General features: G+C 39.9%; 20 protein-coding genes. 17 read left to right on the forward strand and 3 right to left on the reverse strand.

Annotated features, from left to right (window positions below; all coding sequences use genetic code 11):
* The first annotated feature begins 217 nt into the window (after positions 1–217).
* Complete coding sequence (locus BQ9859_RS00270; RefSeq protein ID WP_075876208.1) at positions 218–892, forward strand: DUF421 domain-containing protein; 675 nt, start codon at positions 218–220, stop codon at positions 890–892.
* On the opposite strand, the gene BQ9859_RS00275 is transcribed toward BQ9859_RS00270, so the two are convergent.
* Positions 852–2168, reverse strand: coding sequence for an oligosaccharide flippase family protein (locus tag BQ9859_RS00275; RefSeq protein ID WP_075876209.1), 1317 nt, complete (start codon positions 2166–2168; stop codon positions 852–854). The genes BQ9859_RS00270 and BQ9859_RS00275 overlap by 41 nt on opposite strands.
* Before the next feature lie 313 nt (positions 2169–2481).
* Between BQ9859_RS00275 and BQ9859_RS00280 the strand changes: the two genes are divergently transcribed.
* From BQ9859_RS00280 to BQ9859_RS00305, 6 genes are all read left to right on the forward strand, one after another.
* On the forward strand, positions 2482–2769 hold the full coding sequence (locus tag BQ9859_RS00280) for a post-transcriptional regulator (protein WP_075876210.1): 288 nt from the start codon (positions 2482–2484) through the stop codon (positions 2767–2769).
* On the forward strand, positions 2766–5048 hold the full coding sequence (locus BQ9859_RS00285; protein WP_075876211.1) for a protein translocase subunit SecDF: 2283 nt from the start codon (positions 2766–2768) through the stop codon (positions 5046–5048). The genes BQ9859_RS00280 and BQ9859_RS00285 overlap by 4 nt, the downstream gene beginning before the upstream one ends.
* Positions 5049–5101: 53 nt before the next feature.
* Complete coding sequence (locus BQ9859_RS00290; protein WP_075876212.1) at positions 5102–6712, forward strand: single-stranded-DNA-specific exonuclease RecJ; 1611 nt, start codon at positions 5102–5104, stop codon at positions 6710–6712.
* 104 nt (positions 6713–6816) lie between these two features.
* On the forward strand, positions 6817–7338 hold the full coding sequence (locus tag BQ9859_RS00295; RefSeq protein WP_075876213.1) for an adenine phosphoribosyltransferase: 522 nt from the start codon (positions 6817–6819) through the stop codon (positions 7336–7338).
* 37 nt (positions 7339–7375) lie between these two features.
* Positions 7376–9580, forward strand: coding sequence for a RelA/SpoT family protein (locus tag BQ9859_RS00300; RefSeq protein ID WP_075876214.1), 2205 nt, complete (start codon positions 7376–7378; stop codon positions 9578–9580).
* Positions 9581–9702: 122 nt separating this feature from the next.
* Entirely contained in the window at positions 9703–10332 is a 630-nt protein-coding gene (locus BQ9859_RS00305; RefSeq protein ID WP_075876215.1) for a pyridoxamine 5'-phosphate oxidase family protein, read from the forward strand.
* Between the two features lie 12 nt (positions 10333–10344).
* Here the strand turns inward: BQ9859_RS00305 and BQ9859_RS00310 are convergent, their stop codons facing one another.
* Positions 10345–10809, reverse strand: a complete 465-nt coding sequence (locus tag BQ9859_RS00310; protein ID WP_161941265.1) for a YdcF family protein — start codon at positions 10807–10809, stop codon at positions 10345–10347.
* Positions 10810–10894: 85 nt separating this feature from the next.
* The gene (locus BQ9859_RS00315; RefSeq protein WP_075876216.1) at positions 10895–11998 is read right to left on the reverse strand and encodes a tRNA(Met) cytidine acetate ligase; all 1104 of its coding nucleotides are present in this window, start codon (positions 11996–11998) and stop codon (positions 10895–10897) included.
* A gap of 100 nt (positions 11999–12098) precedes the next feature.
* On the opposite strand from BQ9859_RS00315, the gene BQ9859_RS00320 reads away from it, so the two are divergent.
* The 10 genes from BQ9859_RS00320 to BQ9859_RS00365 all read left to right on the forward strand — a co-directional run bounded on the left by BQ9859_RS00320 (position 12099) and on the right by BQ9859_RS00365 (position 19682).
* Positions 12099–13034 (forward strand): alpha/beta hydrolase, encoded by a 936-nt coding sequence (locus BQ9859_RS00320; protein ID WP_075876217.1) that lies wholly within the window; start codon positions 12099–12101, stop codon positions 13032–13034.
* A 91-nt stretch (positions 13035–13125) separates the two neighbouring features.
* Positions 13126–13635 carry a YceD family protein gene (locus BQ9859_RS00325; RefSeq protein WP_075876218.1) on the forward strand — a complete coding sequence of 170 codons (510 nt, stop codon included), beginning with the start codon at positions 13126–13128 and terminating at the stop codon, positions 13633–13635.
* Between the two features lie 15 nt (positions 13636–13650).
* A complete protein-coding gene (gene rpmF / locus BQ9859_RS00330) occupies positions 13651–13821 on the forward strand; it encodes a 50S ribosomal protein L32 (RefSeq protein WP_075876219.1) in 171 nt (56 codons plus the stop codon).
* Between the two features lie 168 nt (positions 13822–13989).
* The gene (gene rimP, locus BQ9859_RS00335) at positions 13990–14457 is read left to right on the forward strand and encodes a ribosome maturation factor RimP (RefSeq protein ID WP_075876220.1); all 468 of its coding nucleotides are present in this window, start codon (positions 13990–13992) and stop codon (positions 14455–14457) included.
* 15 nt (positions 14458–14472) lie between these two features.
* Entirely contained in the window at positions 14473–16122 is a 1650-nt protein-coding gene (gene nusA / locus BQ9859_RS00340) for a transcription termination factor NusA (RefSeq protein ID WP_075876221.1), read from the forward strand.
* Between the two features lie 12 nt (positions 16123–16134).
* Positions 16135–16398 carry an RNase P modulator RnpM gene (gene rnpM / locus BQ9859_RS00345; protein WP_075876222.1) on the forward strand — a complete coding sequence of 88 codons (264 nt, stop codon included), beginning with the start codon at positions 16135–16137 and terminating at the stop codon, positions 16396–16398.
* Positions 16391–16687: a L7Ae/L30e/S12e/Gadd45 family ribosomal protein gene (locus BQ9859_RS00350; protein WP_075876223.1), complete on the forward strand. Its 297-nt coding sequence runs from the start codon at positions 16391–16393 to the stop codon at positions 16685–16687. The genes rnpM and BQ9859_RS00350 overlap by 8 nt, the downstream gene beginning before the upstream one ends.
* A gap of 9 nt (positions 16688–16696) precedes the next feature.
* Entirely contained in the window at positions 16697–18541 is a 1845-nt protein-coding gene (gene infB, locus BQ9859_RS00355) for a translation initiation factor IF-2 (protein WP_075876224.1), read from the forward strand.
* Positions 18542–18543: 2 nt separating this feature from the next.
* Positions 18544–18882 carry a 30S ribosome-binding factor RbfA gene (gene rbfA, locus BQ9859_RS00360; RefSeq protein ID WP_075876225.1) on the forward strand — a complete coding sequence of 113 codons (339 nt, stop codon included), beginning with the start codon at positions 18544–18546 and terminating at the stop codon, positions 18880–18882.
* A 143-nt stretch (positions 18883–19025) separates the two neighbouring features.
* Entirely contained in the window at positions 19026–19682 is a 657-nt protein-coding gene (locus BQ9859_RS00365) for a hypothetical protein (protein ID WP_075876226.1), read from the forward strand.
* Positions 19683–19878 lie beyond the last annotated feature (196 nt).

The raw sequence follows: 19878 nt of genomic DNA on the forward strand, positions 1-19878 counted from the left end.
AACAGAGACCGCTGATCAAAAAGGAAACATAAGGCAATATTCTGTTGAATAAATGATACAGATCTGTTGAAATCCAATCAAAAGTGTATAGCGATGAAGAAATAACAGAGAATAAGAACATCAGGACGAATAAGCTGATCCATGCAAACAAATAAGGTTTTGCCCACGTTTTCATTCAATTCACCTCATTGCAGAATATGATAGAAAGGATGAAATTATGATAGATGAGATTGCTTCTTATTTTGAATTGATGGTCAAATGCATCATCGTTTATTTTGTGATCATCCTGGCACTTCGGTTAATGGGAAAAAGAGAAGTAGGCGAACTGAGTGTCATTGATGTCGTCATCTATCTAGTCATGTCAGAACTATTGGCAATCTCGATAACGGATACCAAAGCCAGCATTTTCCGTTCTTTGATTCCCATTACAATTTTGGCTTTGATGCAAATCGGCATTTCCTGGATCTTGTTGAAGAACAAATACATTCGCGATCTTTTCGATGGCAAAGCTGTGATCCTAATAGAAAATGGACATATTGATCAAAGTGTAATGCGCAGAGAGCGCTACAGCATTGATGATCTGATGTCGCAAATCCACAGTAAAGATCTGTCCTCACCGGCAGAAGTAGCTTTTGCGATATTGGAAAATAATGGAACATTGTCGATCTTGCCGAAAAATAGCTGCCGTGTCCGCTATCCGCAGCCATTGATCAGTGACGGCAAGATCAACAAAATGGCATTGCAGCATATTGGAAAAAACGAAGAATGGCTGCAACAGCAGGTAAAACGCCAAGGAACGATCATCAAAGATGTTTTTTTATGTTTGTATCAAAAAGATGGACTTTTCATCATCAAGAGGGAATTGAAGCAAAGGTATGGCGATGATAGATAAGCAATAAGCGAACAGCATGAAGCAGGGTCGTTATGAGCATGCCGCCGGTCAATGCAATCAATAAGGCATACTCTTGCAAGAGAGGCGTAAGCAAAAGAACACAGAGAAGACGAAAGAGAGAGCCGAGCAATGTATCACAAAATGCTTGTGCACTATAAGAACAGGCATGCAAAAGGGCGCTTAAAGGCGGCTGCAGGCTGTAAAGCAAGAAGGGGATCGATAATAAATGCAATTGATAGGAACCGTTGCTCGTATGATAGAAAAGCTGAAATATTTGTGTGTGAAAAAAGAAACAAAAAAAGCTATAGGCGATGCCGAACAGAAGGCAGCAAATCAAGATAGAGCAGCCGCTTTTTTTAGCTTGTTTCATCTGACGGTGTGCGATTGCATAAGAGAAAGACGGCAATAGATAATTGCTTAATGTAATGCTCAGAAAACTGGGCATTGTCAACAAAGGCAGTGTATATCCATTTAACAAGCCATAACCGGCTATGACTTTTTGACTTGAAGCGGGATCGAGCAGCAAGAGCATGAAGATAGGTTCTAAAAAATAGGTCAATGATCCGGTGATCCTGCTTCCCATCATTGGCATAGATATACAGAGAATTTCTTTGATTTGCGTATGGGGAAAGGAACGAAATGTCTTTGGCAGGATACAGATATGCTGTAATCGAAAACGAAGATGAATCAGCATATACAGACAACTGGCTAGTTCTCCAACAGTTACGCTGAACATCGCCAGCGCTGCTAATGTTATCGGATCGTGCATAGGAATGAATTGAAAGCAGACGACCAAGAAGAAGATACGTGCCGCCTCTTCGTAAAACTGTGTAATATTGGCTTGATAATGGTGTTGTATGCCTTGCAGATATCCTTTTAACAATCCGCTGCAGGCAACTGTCGGAAGCAAGGGAAGAATTGCTTTCAGCACTGGAATCAGCTGAACATCATGCAATAGATCTTTAGCTAAATAAGGTAATAATAGAATATACAGCAGAATTGTAAAAAAAGTGGTAATCGCCGTTATAGAGATAGAGGCTATCAATGGCATCTTAGGATATTTGCTTTGCGCAGTGAGCTTGCTAAGGGCGCCGGGAATGCCCTGCTGGACGACACTGATCAAAAAGACCATGGTAGGAACGGTCATCGAATAATATGTCATTGCCTCACTTCCCAGTTTCCTTGCTAATAAGATGCGTACAAAAAAAGATAATAATTTTGCTAAAATAGAAAGATAAATAAGATGAAATGCTGAAATAAATATTTTCTTTTTCATTTGACCACGCTCATAAATCACTATATGTATTTGATATACAAAATATGTCTGATCAGGAGCAGGCTTTTTTTTGCAGAGTGAAACGGTTTTGATTATAAAAAGCAAATGATAGAAAATTTTGCGTGCGGATATATCAAATAATTGTGACAGAAACGGGCTATTGTCCTGTGCATAATACAGGATGCAGCTATTTCATCTGCGAATAGCAGACAGCAAAGAAAGAAAGGAAAAGGAAAGGATAAAAAAATTCATACAAAACTCATAGAAATAATGATATAATGTATAAGCTGTATTTAGGGAAGGGGGCAAGTGAATGGAGCGTATATTGCAAAATCCATATATTCAACTTGCAATTCATCTGCAATTATGCAAATTGCAGCGCGAACAGCTGCCTTCTCTAACTTATCAACATATCGAAGATACACTTCGTGGGTATGTTTGGAAGCGAAAACAACCACAAGACCTCCAAGAGGCGGTCAACGATATCCTGCAATTAAAAGTAGGAGAAATCGTCGCTTTCCTAACAAAGCAAGTGATCATCATGGGTAAATCAGCAGACTTGGACGAAGTATATCGGAAAATTGGAGGAATGAGTAAATGAAAAAATCAAGACTGGGAGCATTTGGAATTGTTGTTATTACAATTTTTGCAATTATCATTTCGTTTGCTTCCGATATTCGTAATAACTTGACGCTAGGATTGGACTTACAGGGCGGTTTTGAGATCCTATATCAAGTGACTCCGCTTGATGGACAAGAGATGCCGGATATGGAGGCTGTTGTCTCTTCTGTTCGTAAACGTGTGGATGTTTTGGGTGTCAGTGAACCTGAAATCACTGTGGAAGGAAATGACCGTATCCGTGTTTCTTTGGCGGGTGTGGATAGCCCGGATCAGGCACGCAGGGTCATTTCATCAACTGCCAATCTAACCTTTCGCGATGTCAACGACAATCTGTTGATGGATGCGACTGTATTGGAAGAGGGAGGCGCTAGTGTCTCTCAGGATCAATATGGCAACTATGTGGTAAACTTACGATTGAAAGATTCAGACACCTTTTATTCTGTGACCAGCGAGATTGCAAAGAAAGCAAGCGGTCAAAACTTGATCGTAGCGTGGTTGGATTATCAGGAAGGTGATTCTTATGCAGCAGAATCACGAAAAGAAAAACCTGCCTATATTTCAGCAGCTACTGTTTCAGAAGGAATCAGTGGCAATACCGCACAAATTTCTGGCAATTTTACAAAGGAAAGTGCTACAGAGCTAAAAGACTTGATCAATTCCGGCTCTTTACCAGTAAAATTGACTGAGCAGTATTCCGATGTCGTTTCTGCTGATTATGGATTGGATGCGTTTTCTACGACCATGATGGCTGGAGCAATAGGTGTTGCGGCTGTCATGTTGTTCATGATCTTGGTTTATCGTTTGCCAGGTGTGATTTCTGCAATTACACTAGCCGTTTATATCTTCGTCGTATTCTTGCTGTATAATGCGATGGGAGCTGTTTTCACCCTTTCTGGAATCGCTGCATTAGTACTGGGTGTCGGTATGGCGGTTGATTCCAATATCTTGACATTTGAACGAATCAAAGATGCCATGTACAATGGACGTAGCGTAAAAACAGCATTTTATGAAGGTTCAAAAGAATCTTTCCGTACGATTTTAGATGCGCAGTTAACAACATTGATTTCTGCACTGATCTTATATCTGTTGGGAACAGGAAGTATCAAAGGATTTGCAACCATGTTGATCGTGTCCACTTTGACAACATTATTGTTAATCGTGTTCGTGACGCGTTTCTTATTAGGATTATTGGTCAACAGCAGTGCTTTGGAAAATCGTTATACATGGTTTGCTGTACGGAAAACGGATGTGCCAGATGTAGCAAAAGGAGAAGAACGACGCAAATTCTCTGTATTTAAGAAATTTGACTTTGTAGGGAAAGCAAAATATTTTATTTTCACATCACTTACGATCATGGTCATTGCAGCAGGCTGCATGGTGTACCATGGAGCAAACGGTGACGGTGTCATGAATTTTGGCATTGACTTCTCCAGTGGAACAAGCTTGGTCGTACAAAGCGATGAAACGATTGATTCGGATGCTTTAACGGCTCAGCTAAAGGATTTAGGAGTAAGCGTAGACAGTATTCGTTTAGGCGGCAGCGATAATACAAATGCCAATGTATATATCAAAGAGGCAATCGACAGTGACAAACTGAGTACGATCAAATCAGCATTAAAAGAAACGTATGGACATGATGTCAATGATAATGTCGTTACACCGGTCATCGGTAATGAATTGGTTCGCAGTGCTGTCCTGATTTCGTTGATTGCTTGGATTGGGATCATGATCTATATTTCTATTCGATTCAAGTGGGACTATGCTTTTTCCGGAATCGTGGCCTTGGTGCATGATGTATTGATCATCTTGGCATTCTGTGCAATTTTCCGTTTAGAGATCAATACTGAGATCGTTGCTGTGCTTTTAACGATCATCGGTTATTCCATCAACAACTCGATCGTCGTATTTGACCGTATCCGTGAACATGTGCAAAAGACGCATCAGCACTTGACGAAAGAAGATTATCGTAATTTGGTAAATGAAGCATTGGCTGCAACATGTACACGTTCTGTATTTTCAACGATTACGACCATGTTGCCTGTTATTGCATTATTGTTGATTGGTAGTGATGCAATCTCTATATTTAATCTGACATTGTTGATCGGATTATTGGCTGGTGCGGGTTCTTCTCTGTTTATCGCGGCACAGCTGTGGTATCAGCTGCGTTTGCATAAAAAACCGAAAAAAGCAAAGAAAGTAAAACATACAAATAAGAAAAAAGAATTAGACGAAGTTGTCATTCCGGGAATCAATGATTAAGAAATAAACCGCACGATTGGATTGTGCGGTTTTTCAAAAAGAAAGGGATGAATATGAAAGAACGTTCAATAGATATACTGCGGGAAAATGAATTGATGAATACATTCGATCTTTCTCGTCTTTGTGCAAGGGTATTGACATGCAAAGAAATGAATGATGAAGAAATTACGATGCTCTTATCTGCGCCGCAATGGTGCGATCCCATGAGGGCAGTTGGTATGCGGGAGGTCATTGACCGTATCTGTCTGGCAAGAGAGCAGAAAGAACAAGTGTTGGTGTGCGGTGACTATGATGCTGACGGGATTTGTGGTACCGCCATTTTGGTGGATGCTTTGCGCAGTTTCGGCATTCAAACCGGATTCTATATTCCAAATCGTTTGACAGAAGGATACGGCCTGCATAGTGAAACGATCGATATGGCTAAGGCAAAAGGGTATTCTTTATTGATCACTGTTGATAATGGAGTGCGTGCTTTTGAAGCCGTCAGACATGCGAAAAATGCAGGAATGGATGTCATCGTAACAGACCATCATGTTCTTGATGAAACACAACCATTGCTTTGCGACCTTCTTCTTCATCCGCAGCGGATGGGAGAAGATTTTAGAATGCTTAGCGGTGCTGGTATTGCTTTTGAAATAACGCGAGCTTTGCAGATCCAAAAGGATAAGTATGTGGTATATGCAGGCATTGCAGCAATCGGCGATGTCATGGAGATGCGCGGAGAGACCCGCATGATCGTAAAGCAATGCATAAAGATCCTTAATCAAAATCGGGTACGCAGCATCCAGTTGTTGGCAAATGATTCTTCAGCATGGGATGAAACAAAAATTGCATTTCAGATCGTTCCAAAAATCAATGTGACGGGTCGTCTCGCTGATCGCTGCAATGCCAATAATACGGTGCGTTATCTGTTAAGTGAAGACGGCAATGTTTTGATCAATGTCAGCAAGCAAATACATTCTTTGAATGATATGCGTAAGTCGATGAGCACCCAGATGATGGAAGTCGCTTTAAAAAAAATCACAGCCGATTCAGCGTTTATCATTGTAAGTGATGCAAGCTTCCATGAAGGTATCGTGGGTCTGGTAGCCGGCAAATTATGTGAACAGTTTCAGCGTCCGTGTATGGTCTTGGCTCCAAAAGGAGACCTTCTTCGCGGATCTATTCGTTCTGTACCAGGGGTAGATTTAAGCAGCTTTTTTAATGATCTGTCATGCCTGAAAGAATTTGGAGGGCATGCAATGGCAGCGGGCATTGCATTTGATCGTCATGATTTAGGAAAAGTTGAATTATATGCCCAACAGCATATTCAATCTTTGCTTCCTTTAGCTGCAGATGAACCCATCTATATTCCTATTGAAAAAGATCTATTAACAGCAAAAGAGGTCAAGTCCTTATCAATGTTGCGTCCTTTTGGCAACGGCTTTGAAGAACCGCGATTTTGTGTAAAGGATCTATCTATTCGATCCGCGCGCATTTTGGGTAATCAGCAGCATATGAAATGGGTGGAAGAAAGCGGCATGGAATTGCTGTATTTTAATGTAAAAGATCGTATGTATGACCTAAAAGAAGGCGGATTTAAAAAATTTGCCGGTAAATTAAGCGTTAATCATTTTCATCATCAGGAAAAAGTGAATATGATATTAGAAACAATTGAACGATAAAAATATAAAAACTGTGGAAATTATTACATAAATCGTCACTTCTTAATGAAAAAAATGGATGAATCTGCTATAATACGTTTCGTAAAACCAAGGGGGAATCCTGTATGAATCTAAAAAATTATATTGCTTCCATTGAAAACTTTCCAAAAGAGGGAATAATATTTCGTGATGTGACTCCTCTGTTGGCAGATGCAGATGCTTTTCACTATGCTTGTGATCAGTTAGCAGCTTTTGCAAAGAGCTTGCAGGCAGATGTGATCGTAGGTCCGGAATCCAGAGGTTTTATGTTCGGTGCGCCTATTGCATATGCTTTAGGTATTCGTTTTGTTCCTGTCCGTAAACCAGGAAAGCTGCCGCGTAAAACAATAGCATGTTCTTATGATTTAGAGTATGGTTCGAACACGCTGGAGATGCATGTCGATAGTATTCAACCGGGACAACGTGTCGTGATCGTAGACGATTTGTTAGCAACGGGCGGTACTGTAGAAGCAACGGTAAAAATGATCAAAGAACTAGGAGGCATTCCGGTAGGATGTGCATTTATCATTGAGCTAGAGGATTTGCATGGCCGTGATTTATTGAAGGACATGGAAATACTTTCGTTATTGACATATGAAGGTGAGTAGAGCTCACCTTCTTCTAATATGCAGGAGGTGGTAAAGGATGGTAAATAAAAAATCAGTTGTCTTTGAAGAAGTCTTAGAAGAGGCAAAAAAATATATTCACAAACCAGAAAATATTGATTTGATCACTAGAGCATATCTTTTTGCGAAAGAACATCATGAAGGACAATTTCGCAAGAGCGGAGAACCCTATATCATCCATGCAGTGCAAGTTGGTTACACTTTAGCATTGCTTCGAACTGGTCCGAAAACAATTGCGGCCGGTTTCTTGCATGACACAGTGGAAGACTGTGATGTTGAAAGAGAAGACATTGCCCGGCTTTTTGGCGATGAAGTAGCTTCTTTGGTAGAGTCTGTGACCAAGATCGGAGCCTTGAAATTTAAGGATGAGAAAGAATACCTTGCCAGCAATCATCGCAAGATCTTTATTGCCATGGCAAAAGATGTACGTGTCATACTGATCAAGCTTGCTGACCGTTTGCATAATATGCGCACATTGCAATACATGAGCGAAGCAAAACAGAAAAAAATCGCAAGCGAGACTTTGGAAGTATATGCGCCGATTGCGCATCGTTTAGGTATCAGCGAGATCAAAAATGAGCTGGAAGATCTTTGTTTCAAATATTTAAATCGTGAAAAATATTTTGAAATAGCGAAATTAGTTGAAAAAAGAGAATCCGAACGAGATGCTCAAGTACAACATATGATCAAAGAAATCAGTGTGATGTTGGACGAGCATCAAATTCCATATCGCATCTTTGGACGCAGCAAGCATTTATACAGCATCTATAAAAAGATGTTGACCAAAAATAAACGTTTTGAGGAAATTTTAGATCTTTTGGCAATCCGTATCATTACGGATACAGAAGTTAGCTGCTATGAGATCTTAGGATATATTCATGCCAAATATCGTCCGATACCAGGACGCTTTAAAGATTATATTGCCATGCCGAAAGTGAATATGTATCAATCTTTGCATACGACGATCATTGCGGGGGATGGCGATATCTTTGAAGTGCAGATCCGTACAGAAAAAATGGATGAGATTGCTGAACGAGGTGTTGCGGCTCATTGGCGTTACAAAGAAGCGCAATATGGCGGGCAGGAAATTGAACAAAAAGAAATTGAAGAACAGCTGCATTGGTTCAAAGACTTCTCAATGATGAGTGATGAGGAAAGCGATGATCCGATGGAGTACATGAATGTATTGCAGAGGGATATCTTTGAAGCGAATGTTTATGTTTTGACACCAAAGGGACGTGTGATTGCTTTGCCAAATGGTGCTACCCCAATTGATTTCGCTTACCGAATTCATACAGAGGTAGGTCACCATACAGTGGGAGCAACGATCAATGGAGCAATCGTACCTTTGAATACACCATTGAAAACAGGAGATGTTGTTAATATCCGAACAAGCAATCAGTCCAGCGGCCCGAGTGAAGATTGGTTGAAAATTGTCAAATCGCCGCATGCACGCAACAAGATCCGTTCTTTCTTCCAAAAACAGGAAAGTGAGAAACGTCATGACCTCATCCATAAAGGAGAAGTCATGTTAGAAGAGGAAGTCAAAAGAAGAAATCTGGACGACGCTTTATTGAATCACAAGCGTATCGAACAGATCATGGGTTCTCTGTCTTTCAGCAGTATTGCAGATCTAATGGTGGCAATTGCAAATAAACAGGTTTCATTGCAGGCTGTGATCGAACGTTTGACAAAACATAAGGTCAATACACCTATCGATAACGAAGATTTGTTAAAAATGTTCAATCGCACAGAAAATAATAAACCGCGCAAAAAATCTTCTTGCGGCATTCATGTGCCGGGCATTGATACAATGATGGTACAGATCGCCGCTTGCTGTTCACCAGTACCGGGCGACGATATTGTCGGCTATATCACAAAAGGACAAGGTGTAAAGGTGCATCGTGCTGACTGTCCAAACGTGGCGAATGAAAAACAACGCTTGATCACCGTGGAATGGGAAGACGGGTTGGAAGAAAAGAGCTATGATGTAGATTTGATCATTTATTCAAATGATCGAAACTATTTGCTCAGCGATATCGTGACTGTCGTATCACAATGCAAAGCACAGATGAATCATGTCGATTCAAAAGTAAATGAAGATCGTATCACTGCTACGACCAAAATGACCGTTGGTGTGAAGAATGCAGAACACTTACGTACGTTGATTGCAAATCTTCGCAAGATCAACAGTGTCAATGATGTTGAACGAGTGATACATTGATGTAAAATCTAGGGATGTTCGATACATCCCTTCTTTCATTATGTGCCTTGTTTAAAAGAATCAAATTACCTCTTTTCTTTGCCGGTGCACTGCTTTATAATTTTAATCAGAGGTGATAGAGAATGTTAAAAAAAATCAGAGAATATTATCAAGATCATTTGATTTGGATATTTGAGCGTAGTGTTTTGAAAGATCCATCTTATGAAGCGCTGGTTGTTGTGAAAAAAGAAACGTGCATTCATCCTTTTGATCATGTGATGACGTATCATTACAATGAACCGTTTGAAGAACAATTAACGCTTTCTTTGCCGGGAAAGATTCGAAATGAAGCAAAACTGATCAGCCTAGAAGAATGTTATGCCCTCATGAAACGGATCCCTTTTGGCACCTGTGCATTCAACAACGGCAGTTTTCCTTATGTTTTTCCCATTAATCATGTCATGATCGATGACCGGATTTTTTTTCATTGCGGACAAAAAGGGGAAAAATTAAAAGGAATCGATCAACCGATCATATACAATGTTGTAGAAGATCTAGGAATCACACAAAAAGTAGGCACGCATAATTATCGTTCCGTACATATTTTTGGAACTTTACGTGAAGTAAAAGATCTTAGTGTGAAAAAAGAAGTGTTATTGACCTTTGTCCATGATCTCGCTCCTGCGCACCCTTATCATGACGGCATGTTGCAAACAACAAAAATATTGGAAGTAGAAAAAGATTATATGATCGGAAAAGCACATATGTATTAAACAGGTCCGTTTTCAGGACCTGTTCTTTTTAATTTGATGTTCGATCCACAGACATTTGACCATGCAGAACCATTCTTGCGGCCAATGTCTCCATCGATCATGCTGGGAATAGCAGCTTATGCAGTAATCGTGAAAATAGCGTTTTGCAAAATAATTTGCTCGTCTTGCATGAAAGGGAGAAGTGATGATGATGGCACTATGACAGTGGTGTTTCTTCCATAATGAGCGTGACAATAAAAAATTTTCATAAGTATTGGCAGCTTTTGTTTCTATTTCGCAAGGAACAAGAATATGTGAGCGTGCATATGCTTGCATTGCTTTCGCTTCGTTAAAATTATTTTTTACAGTTCCGCCACTGATGATCAATAAATGATAAGCACCTTGTTTATATAGTTTGATCGCATGATCGATCCTGCGTTTTTGCATCCGGCTCAAAGTACCGTCATCCTGGCAAGGACATCCTAATACTAACGCCATATCATAGCACTTTTCCTCTTTTTTTGGCGGAGAAGGAAAGTAGTGCAGGAGCATGAGAAAAAACAGGCAGCATAAAATGAAAAGACTAACGATCATCAGCATCATAATAAGGTCCCTCCAGTTCTTTTTTTAATAATTGCTTTCGTAAGGCAGGATTTCCATAAGTATATAAAACAGTGGCTTTTTGTTCCATCTGTTGATAAAACGCAGGCAGTTGCTGAAAACGTGAAATGACAGGTTTTCCCTCTTTTTGCAACTGTTTTAGCAGTACCCTGGATTTTGTGTTAAAAGCCAGTATACGAAGATGCTCCGCTTTCGCATGGAGGTTTGCTTCTTGTTTGCTTGTATCTAATAGATAATGAATCAGAGTTCTTTGTATACGGGATCTGGTATAGCGGGCCGAGATGCAATAGGATAAGAAAGAATCCATGTCATCATATTGCTTTGCGGCTTCGATCAAGCGGTGTTCGATTCCTTCGTCCATCAAAAATAACTGTTTCATCCGATTTGGATCATCAAGCAGCAAGTGTGTTTGCAAGTAAGGATAATATGTATGTAAACGGGCATTTGGATCCAGTTCGTTTGCCAAGATGGTATAGGGTGTGACATCATCGCCATTAAAAAAATGATGACGGATCGCACTGGCGCTTGCTATGTGGCTGTCAATGTGTTTTGAATGATAGGCATTGGTTCTTTGAATACATCTTGTTTGGATCTGATGTTTTTTTGCAGCTTGTATGTAATTGATGCCCAGTATGTCGTTTGGCAATAAAGCACCCAGTTTATTTTCGTATTGTCGAACCGTGCTGATCGTTCGTTCATCTAGCGAGATGGATTGCAGTTTTTTTGCGTATTGCTGCAGTTTTTCTATATTACTTGATTCACTCCCGAAGATGATGGTATCTACATTTGCCAATGCTAAGATATCAATGGCTGCGGACGCAAAATAAGAGGCGCTTTGTACAGCGTGCAAAGTAGGAAGTTCAAGGACCAGATCTACACCATGGCGCAGAGCGGCTTTTGCACGTTTCCATTTATCTGTGATTGCCGGCTCTCCACGTTGAACAAAATGAGGACTCATTACCGCAACCAGCAGGTCGCAATTGGTTTGTAAACGCGCCTGCTGCAGATGATAGATATGTCCGTTATGAAAAGGGTTGTATTCGACGACGATTCCACATATTTTCATGACTGTTTCCTTTCTATTCATTGCCAATACTATAGCACAAAATAGGTGTTTATTGCGAAACAATGCTAGAGTTGTTATAATTTTTAAAGGAGTGATCGTGATGAGAAGAGAGATACTGCATCTGCCATCAGATGAAGATGCTTTGATGTTGTCTGGTATACTTCAAATACCCGATGGAGAGGCAAAGGGCATCGTGCACCTGGTGCACGGGATGTGTGAACATAAGGAACGTTATCAATTTATTTTGGATTATCTGTGTGAACATGGCTACATTGCTGTGATTTTTGATTTGCGCGGACATGGCGAAAGCATCCGACATCCGCAAGATCTCGGCTATTTTTACGATGACAGCGGAGTATGGATCATCAATGATCTCCATCAAGTTGTTCACATGATGAAAAAAAGATTTCCGCAGCTGCCTTATATCTTATTTGGACATAGCATGGGCTCTTTGGTAGTGCGCTGTTATCTGCGGCGTTTTGATTATGAAGCAGATGGTGCAATTATCTGCGGTTCTCCCAGTGCAAATCCTTTTGTTTTGATTGCAATGGCTTTATGCGGGTTCCTTCGCAAGATCAAAGGTGAATATGATCATAGTGCGATGATGCGAAAGCTTGTTTTTGGCGGATATGAAAAGGCGTTCAAACAAGAAGGATCCAATGCATGGCTGTGCGCTCGAAAAGAAGTGGTGGAAGCTTATAACAAAGATCCGTTATGCGGTTTTCCGTTTACATTAAATGGATATCAAAATCTATTTCGATTATTATATGACACATATGATGAAGAAGGGTGGCTGCTTCGTAATTCCAAACTTCCATTACTGTATATTGCTGGAGAACAAGATCCATGTATCTATAGTGAGCAGGCATGGAAACGTGCGATTACCTTTATGAAAAAAGTAGGTTATACAAATATCATGCATCAAATGTATCCAGGTGCTCGTCATGAAATTTTAAATGATAATTGCCGGCAGGATGTCTTGCAAGATGTCTTGCGATGGATCCAAACAATTCAATTTCACTCTTACTTCTCATAAAATAAATACTTTATCGATTCCTTAGATTCTTTCTTGACTTTAAGAATCAATTTCTTTATAATATTTTCGTTGACATGAGGTGGTGAGATCGGTGAAGGTTGCCAGAGCGGATTTACTACGTGCTGAAAACAATACGATTTTCATTGATGAAACGATACGTTTTGAGCCGGAAGTATTTGCCCAGATGCACAATATTCGATCAGTACCGAATGTTCATGTAAACGGAAAAATTCATTACGATGTTGTAAGCGAACGTGCGTATGCGGATCTGTCGATTACAGGAGTGATGATATTACCGTGTTCAATAACTCTCGATGACGTAGAAGTCGAATTTCACACAGATACGGAGGAAGTGTTCTCTTTCATCAAGTGTGAGGATATCGATGTCCATGAGGTTAAGGGTGATGTCGTTGAGTTGTTGCCGGTTATCTTTCAGCAAATCTTGATGGAAGTTCCTCTGAAGGTTGTGAAACCTGAAATTAAGGAATATCCTAAAGGAGAGGGCTGGAAAGTAATCAGGGAAGAGGATCTCAGAGAAGAAAAAAAGAATGAGATCGATCCCCGTTTAGCAAAGTTGCGAGAATTCAAAGCGGAAGATTAAATAGGAGGTGCGAACATGGCTGTTCAGCAAAGACGTAATTCAAAGACCAGAAAAGCAAAACGCAGAACTCATTACAAATTAGCTGCACCGACACTTGTAAAGTGTCCATCTTGCGGTGAGTATAAACTGGCTCATAAAATGTGTGCTTGTGGTGAGTATAAAGGTCAGACAATCGTTGAGAAATAAGGATATAGGAAGATCGTTTTCATAGGAGCAAGACGATCTTTTTATTTTTATCAAAAGGAATCATTAATTTTCAGTTGATAAAAGATGTCAGATATGATAAAATTCATCTGAAGAACAACAAGGAGTGGGTCATGCCCACTCCTTCATTATGATTAAAAGGAGAATGCTATGGATCAAATTGAAAAAATCAAAATGATGATTCAACCTGTGTTGCAGCAGCACAAATGTTCTCTTTATGATCTAAAGTGGGTGCAGGATGGAAAAATGCGGATTTTGCAAGTTTCAGTGATGTATCCGGATGGATCGATGGACATTGATACATGTGCTGCCGTTTCAGAAGGAATTTCATCTTTGTTAGATGAAAGCGATATTATTTCTCATGAGTATTTTTTAGAAGTATGTTCCCCGGGCGCTGAGCGAGAACTGCGCAGCTTTGAAGAAATAAAAGAAGCCATTGGTGAATACGTGTTTGTGAAGCTAAAAGATCCGAAAGCGGGTATGGACAGTGTAAAGGGAACGCTGTTAGAAGCAAATGAAGAGTCTGTCACTATTTCTTATATGGCAAAAGCAGTACGAAAGAAAATAATGATCGATTCACAAAATATCGCATTGATTCGGTTATCGGTAAAAATATAGAGAGGTTATAAGGAAATGAAACTGAAGATGTTTATTGATGCTATGCAAGCAATTGAAAATGACCGCAAATTGACAAAAGAAATTGTGGTCAGCGCGTTGGAAGAAGCTTTGATCAAAGCATACCGCAAGCATATCGAAATCCCAGATGCACTTGTACGTGTGGATATCAATGAAAATAGCGGTGCCATCAAGGTGTTTCAGGAACGTGAAGTTGTTGAAAACGTAGAAGATGACGAAATGGAAATTTCGTTAGAAGATGCACAGAGAATTTCAAAAAAATATCAATTGGGCGATTTGGTGGATGAAGAGGTCAATATCCAGGAATTTGGACGTGCTGCTGTTATCTTAGCAAAGAACGTAATGAAACAAAAAATTCGTGAAGCAGAAAAACAGATCGTATATGAAGAATATTGCGATAAAGTTGACGAAATGATCTTTGGTACGATCGAGACAGTTGAAGAGAAATTCTGCATTGTCAATATTGGAAAAACTTTGGCAATGATGCCGAAGAATCAACAGATGCCGAATGAAAAATATCATGAGGGAGAACGGATTCGTGTAGTGATCAGCGAAGTGAATAAAGAGACAAAAGGTGCGCAGGTACTTGTTTCCCGTGCTTCTCCAACATTGGTAAAACGCTTATTTGAAAAAGAAGTTCCTGAGATCTATCAGGGAATTATCGAAATCAAGGCAATTGCACGTGAAGCGGGCGAACGTACAAAGATGGCGGTGTATTCACATAATGAGAATATTGATCCGATCGGAGCTTGTATCGGTCCACGCGGACAACGTGTACAAGTGATCATCGATGAATTGCATGGAGAAAAGATCGATATCTTTGAATGGAGCGAAGATGTCAGTGAACTGATCAAAAATGCCTTATCTCCAGCAGAGGTATTGGCCGTGATCCCAAGTGAAGAGAAAAAAGGCGGTTTGCTTGTTATCGTTGCGGATCATCAGCTGTCTTTAGCTATTGGCAAACGTGGAAAGAATGCCCGTTTGGCTGTAAAATTGACAGGACGCAAGATCGATATCAAGGCACAAAGCGATGTGGATGCAGCTGGTATCGATTGGAAAGAAATTGCGCAGCAGCAACGTGCAGATTTCTTACGTCAGCAGCAAGAAGAGAAACAGCGTCTGCAGCAGGAACTATTTGCATCCATGAATGCACAGCAAGATATTGCCAGCGTAGAAGATGCTGACTTTGATTATGATGATCAAATCGAAGAAGATTTTATCGAACAAACACAAGCGGAGCCAGTGGAAGCTGCACAGCCGGTGGTTGAAGAACAGCCGGTTGAAGAAAAAGAAACAAAACCGGAAGATGATTTTGAAGAGGCAGCTCGTATCGCAAAAGCAAAACAACGTGAAAAAGGTTTAGATTTGAAGGAGAAACAAGAATTTACTTCAAAATTTGAAGCATTGGCAGGGGCTGGACCAGTACATGCAAGCAATGAAAAATCTGCAAAAAATGCACGTAAGAAAGATAAGGAAGAAGAAAAACGTCGTCCAACTTTTGATTTTGCAAACAAAGAATATGAATTTAAACCGATCTATACTGAGGAAGAGTTGGAAGAAATTGAACGTCAGGAAGAAGAGGAACGTGAAAACGACTGGATCAATGATGATATCGATTTCGATGAATATGACAAATATTACGATTAATGAGGTGATGGTATGAGAAAAATACCAATGCGTAAATGTGTTGCAACACAAGAACAACTTCCAAAGAAAGAATTGATCCGTATCGTTCGTACACCAGAAATGGAAGTAAAGATCGATGAAAGCGGAAGAATGAATGGCAGAGGAGCTTATCTTAAAAGAAGTCAGGAAGCAGTAATGATCGCGCAGAAGAAAAAAAGCTTGGCTCGCTCATTAGAATGTGAAATTCCTCAAGAGATCTATGATCAATTGCTGGAGATGTTCAAGACAAATGAATAAATGGCAAAATCTATTAGGAATGGCTATGCGGGCACGACGTGTTGCATTAGGTGATCTTGTGATCAAGAGCATCCAAAATAAAAGTGCGGCACTAGTGATGATCGCAAAAGATTGTGGAGAAAATCAACGTAAAAAGATATGTGATAAATGTACTTTCTATCAGATACCTTATGTATTTGTGGAAAGTGCATGGATGATTGATGAGGCAATTGGACAAAGCAACCGTAAAACTGTTGCAGTTTTAGATGCTGGATTTGCTCGATCGATTCAATCTTGTATGAAAGGCTAGGTGATGGGTATGGCTAAACCACAGAAAAAAGCGCCAAAGAAACCTGCAAGGGGAGGTAAATCAAAGAATTTTACACCGCGCAAAGAGCGGGTAGAAGTAAAAGAAATTACGTATCACGGACCAATGAGTGTTGGTGAATTAGCAGAAAAACTGAACCGAAATGCAAGTGATATCATCAAATTGTTGTTCATGATGGGAACAATGGTAACGATCAATTCCACATTAGATGAGGAAAATATCGAACTTGTCTGCATGGAATTTAATGTGGAATGTCATAAAGAAGTGATCATTGAGGAGAGCGATTTAGAAGAACAGATCAATGCAATGGAAGAAGATCCGGATAAATTGCAGCCGCGTCCTCCAGTAATTACGATCATGGGACATGTCGATCATGGAAAAACAACATTATTGGATACCATTCGTAAGACTCACGTGACTGCCGGCGAATTTGGAGGGATCACGCAGCATATTGGTGCATACCAGGTAAGTGTCAAAGGTCGAAAAGTAACTTTCTTGGATACGCCAGGTCATGAAGCATTTACGGCTATGCGTGCAAGAGGTGCGCAAGTAACGGATATCGTCGTCATCGTAGTTGCGGCTGATGATGGTGTCATGCCACAGACAAAAGAAGCAATCGACCATGCAAAGGCTGCAGGTGTGCCGATCGTTGTAGCGGTGAATAAGATGGATAAGCCAGGCGTCAATCCAGACCGAATCAAGAGTGAAATGGCAGATAATGGCGTTATGCCGGAAGAATGGGGCGGTGATACGATCTTTGTTCCGATTTCAGCTAAATTTGGTGATGGCGTGGATGATCTGATGGAAACATTGTTATTGGTAGCAGATATGGCTGAACTGAAAGCAAATCCGGATCATTTAGCTACAGGTACTGTTATTGAGGCAAAATTGGATAAGGGACGTGGACCAGTTTCTACTTTATTAGTACAGACAGGTACACTGCATACCGGAGATCCTTTGGTTGTCGGTACTGCTTATGGGCATGTTCGCAAGATGGTAGATGATCGCGGAAGAGAAATTAAAAAAGCACTTCCATCAACACCGGTAGAAATTATCGGCTTAAATGACGTACCGATTGCAGGCGATGTGTTCAAGGCTTTCGAGGATGATAAAAAAGCACGTCAGGTAGCAGAAGACCGTTTACAGAAACGTGTAGAGAAAGAGCGTAATTCTACTAGTGCCATGTCATTGGATGATTTAGCACGCCAGATTGAGCAGGGCGATGTAAAAGAAATCAATGTCATCATCAAAGCAGATGTACAGGGTAGCGCAGAAGCAGTAAAAGCAAGTATGGAACGAATTAACGTGGAAGGCGTCCGCGTCAATGTCATTCGTTCAACTGCCGGTCAGATTACAGAATCAGACATTATGCTGGCAAGCGCTTCTCATGCGATTATTTATGGATTTAACGTACGTCCAAATGCGATGGTGCGAAAGAAAGCGGAGGAAGAAGGCATAGAGATTCGTCTGCATAATATCATTTATAAAGCACTGGAAGAAATGGAACTGGCAATGAAAGGTATGCTTGCTCCTGTTTATGAAGAAGTCGTTATTGGCCAGGCAGAAGTACGACAGATCTATAAAGTAAGCAAAGTGGGAACAATTGCGGGCTGTATGGTTACGGACGGCTGCATCAAACGTGATTGTAAGGTTCGTTTGATTCGTGAAGGTGTCGTTGTTTACGAAGGCAAGCTTGGATCATTGCGTCGTTTTGAAAACGATGTGAAAGAAGTACAAAATGGATTTGAATGCGGTATGACAATTGCCAATTTCAACGATATCAAAGTAGATGATATCATTGAAGCATTTGAAGACCAGCAAGTGGAAGTGGCATAGATATGGCAGCAAAAAAAGACCGTATAGAAGCAATTATCCAAAAAGAAGTTTCTTCGATCATTCAAATGGAATTAAAAGATCCCAAGATCGGATTTATCACAATTACGGATGTTACTGTGACAAATGATTTATCCATTGCAAAGATCTATGTAACTTTTTTAGGACAACAGGCGCGGATTGATGCAGGTATGAAAGCATTGGAAAGAAGCAAAGGATTTATTCGATCGATGCTTGCAAAACGGATGACCATTCGTAAAGTACCCCAGCTGATATTTGTTTATGACGAATCATTAGAACGTGGAAATAAGATTGAAAGAATCATAAAAGAACTCCATGAATAGAAAAAAAACTCAATCACACATATTTCACTGTGTGAATTGAGTTTTTTTTATAATTTAATTTATGCAATGATGCACATGTCTTTCTTTACTTGCAAATAAATAGAAATGGAGTATAATGAATGCGAATTAAGGAGATGAAAGATATGGGAACATTTTCAGGTTGGTTTAAAGTCGGAGCGGGAGCAACCTTGGGAAGTTTAACTGCAATAAAAGGAATGGAGCTGGGAGAAGCAGTAGTAGATGCGACGATAAAAAATGCATACAATAACTATCGTTCTACTAATTTTGATCCAATTGTACGTGCAGATCTGAATGAACTTTTGGTATTGAATCGATTAAAGAAAATAGAATATCCATTTCCGAATAGCAAGAATGAAAAGAAAGAAAACTTCTTTAAACGACATCCTCTGTTGACAGGCATTCTGATTCTTTATGTGATTTTGGAAGCAATGATCACTATGATGGGAATGCAGGGAAATTTTAATCAAAATATTGCCGCAATATTAAGTATAGTTGTTTTTTTGCTTGTTATTGGCGCATGTATTCTAGCAGTAAAAAAAGTATTTAAGACTGGCAGCAAAAAGATTACACAATCTACTTATAAAAATGCTTTGGACAAAGATGGAGAACAGTATTGGTATGTAAGAGAGTATGTAAGACAAGCTCTAGAGAAGAAAGAGCTCTCTCCAAAAGAAGCCATATTAAAGATCAGCAATACACGTTTGGCACAGCAGTTTCCTGATTCCGCTGAAGAAATAGATGCTAATGAATTTTACTACAGACAACAATTAGGACTATAGTTTTTAATAAAAGATATGTTCAAGTGATCGATCTTCGATAGTTAGACGTAACATCTAATGATAGAAGGTCGTTTTTTTATGAGAATATCCTAGTTTTGCGTTTGTCGATAATTGCTTATGCTCTCTTGTTATGAAATTCATTTATCAATAGATGATTCGTTGTGTGTGATTGTAATTTTGCAGTTTGCTATTATTA

The sequence above is a fragment of the Merdibacter massiliensis genome (assembly GCF_900155395.1).
Classification (GTDB): domain Bacteria; phylum Bacillota_I; class Bacilli_A; order Erysipelotrichales; family Erysipelotrichaceae; genus Merdibacter; species Merdibacter massiliensis.

What these genes read in the sequence shown, in the direction of transcription:
- BQ9859_RS00290 (WP_075876212.1), top strand. Translation starts at nt 5,102, where the DNA reads ATGAAAGAACGTTCAATAGATATACTGCGGGAAAATGAATTGATGAAT.
- BQ9859_RS00280 (WP_075876210.1), top strand. Translation starts at nt 2,482, where the DNA reads ATGGAGCGTATATTGCAAAATCCATATATTCAACTTGCAATTCATCTG.
- rimP (WP_075876220.1), top strand. Translation starts at nt 13,990, where the DNA reads ATGGATCAAATTGAAAAAATCAAAATGATGATTCAACCTGTGTTGCAG.
- rbfA (WP_075876225.1), top strand. Translation starts at nt 18,544, where the DNA reads ATGGCAGCAAAAAAAGACCGTATAGAAGCAATTATCCAAAAAGAAGTT.
- BQ9859_RS00320 (WP_075876217.1), top strand. Translation starts at nt 12,099, where the DNA reads ATGAGAAGAGAGATACTGCATCTGCCATCAGATGAAGATGCTTTGATG.
- BQ9859_RS00305 (WP_075876215.1), top strand. Translation starts at nt 9,703, where the DNA reads ATGTTAAAAAAAATCAGAGAATATTATCAAGATCATTTGATTTGGATA.
- BQ9859_RS00275 (WP_075876209.1), bottom strand. Translation starts at nt 2,168, where the DNA reads ATGAAAAAGAAAATATTTATTTCAGCATTTCATCTTATTTATCTTTCT.
- BQ9859_RS00285 (WP_075876211.1), top strand. Translation starts at nt 2,766, where the DNA reads ATGAAAAAATCAAGACTGGGAGCATTTGGAATTGTTGTTATTACAATT.
- infB (WP_075876224.1), top strand. Translation starts at nt 16,697, where the DNA reads ATGGCTAAACCACAGAAAAAAGCGCCAAAGAAACCTGCAAGGGGAGGT.
- BQ9859_RS00300 (WP_075876214.1), top strand. Translation starts at nt 7,376, where the DNA reads ATGGTAAATAAAAAATCAGTTGTCTTTGAAGAAGTCTTAGAAGAGGCA.
- rpmF (WP_075876219.1), top strand. Translation starts at nt 13,651, where the DNA reads ATGGCTGTTCAGCAAAGACGTAATTCAAAGACCAGAAAAGCAAAACGC.
- BQ9859_RS00310 (WP_161941265.1), bottom strand. Translation starts at nt 10,809, where the DNA reads ATGGCGTTAGTATTAGGATGTCCTTGCCAGGATGACGGTACTTTGAGC.
- BQ9859_RS00270 (WP_075876208.1), top strand. Translation starts at nt 218, where the DNA reads ATGATAGATGAGATTGCTTCTTATTTTGAATTGATGGTCAAATGCATC.
- BQ9859_RS00315 (WP_075876216.1), bottom strand. Translation starts at nt 11,998, where the DNA reads ATGAAAATATGTGGAATCGTCGTCGAATACAACCCTTTTCATAACGGA.
- BQ9859_RS00295 (WP_075876213.1), top strand. Translation starts at nt 6,817, where the DNA reads ATGAATCTAAAAAATTATATTGCTTCCATTGAAAACTTTCCAAAAGAG.
- BQ9859_RS00365 (WP_075876226.1), top strand. Translation starts at nt 19,026, where the DNA reads ATGGGAACATTTTCAGGTTGGTTTAAAGTCGGAGCGGGAGCAACCTTG.
- nusA (WP_075876221.1), top strand. Translation starts at nt 14,473, where the DNA reads ATGAAACTGAAGATGTTTATTGATGCTATGCAAGCAATTGAAAATGAC.
- rnpM (WP_075876222.1), top strand. Translation starts at nt 16,135, where the DNA reads ATGAGAAAAATACCAATGCGTAAATGTGTTGCAACACAAGAACAACTT.
- BQ9859_RS00350 (WP_075876223.1), top strand. Translation starts at nt 16,391, where the DNA reads ATGAATAAATGGCAAAATCTATTAGGAATGGCTATGCGGGCACGACGT.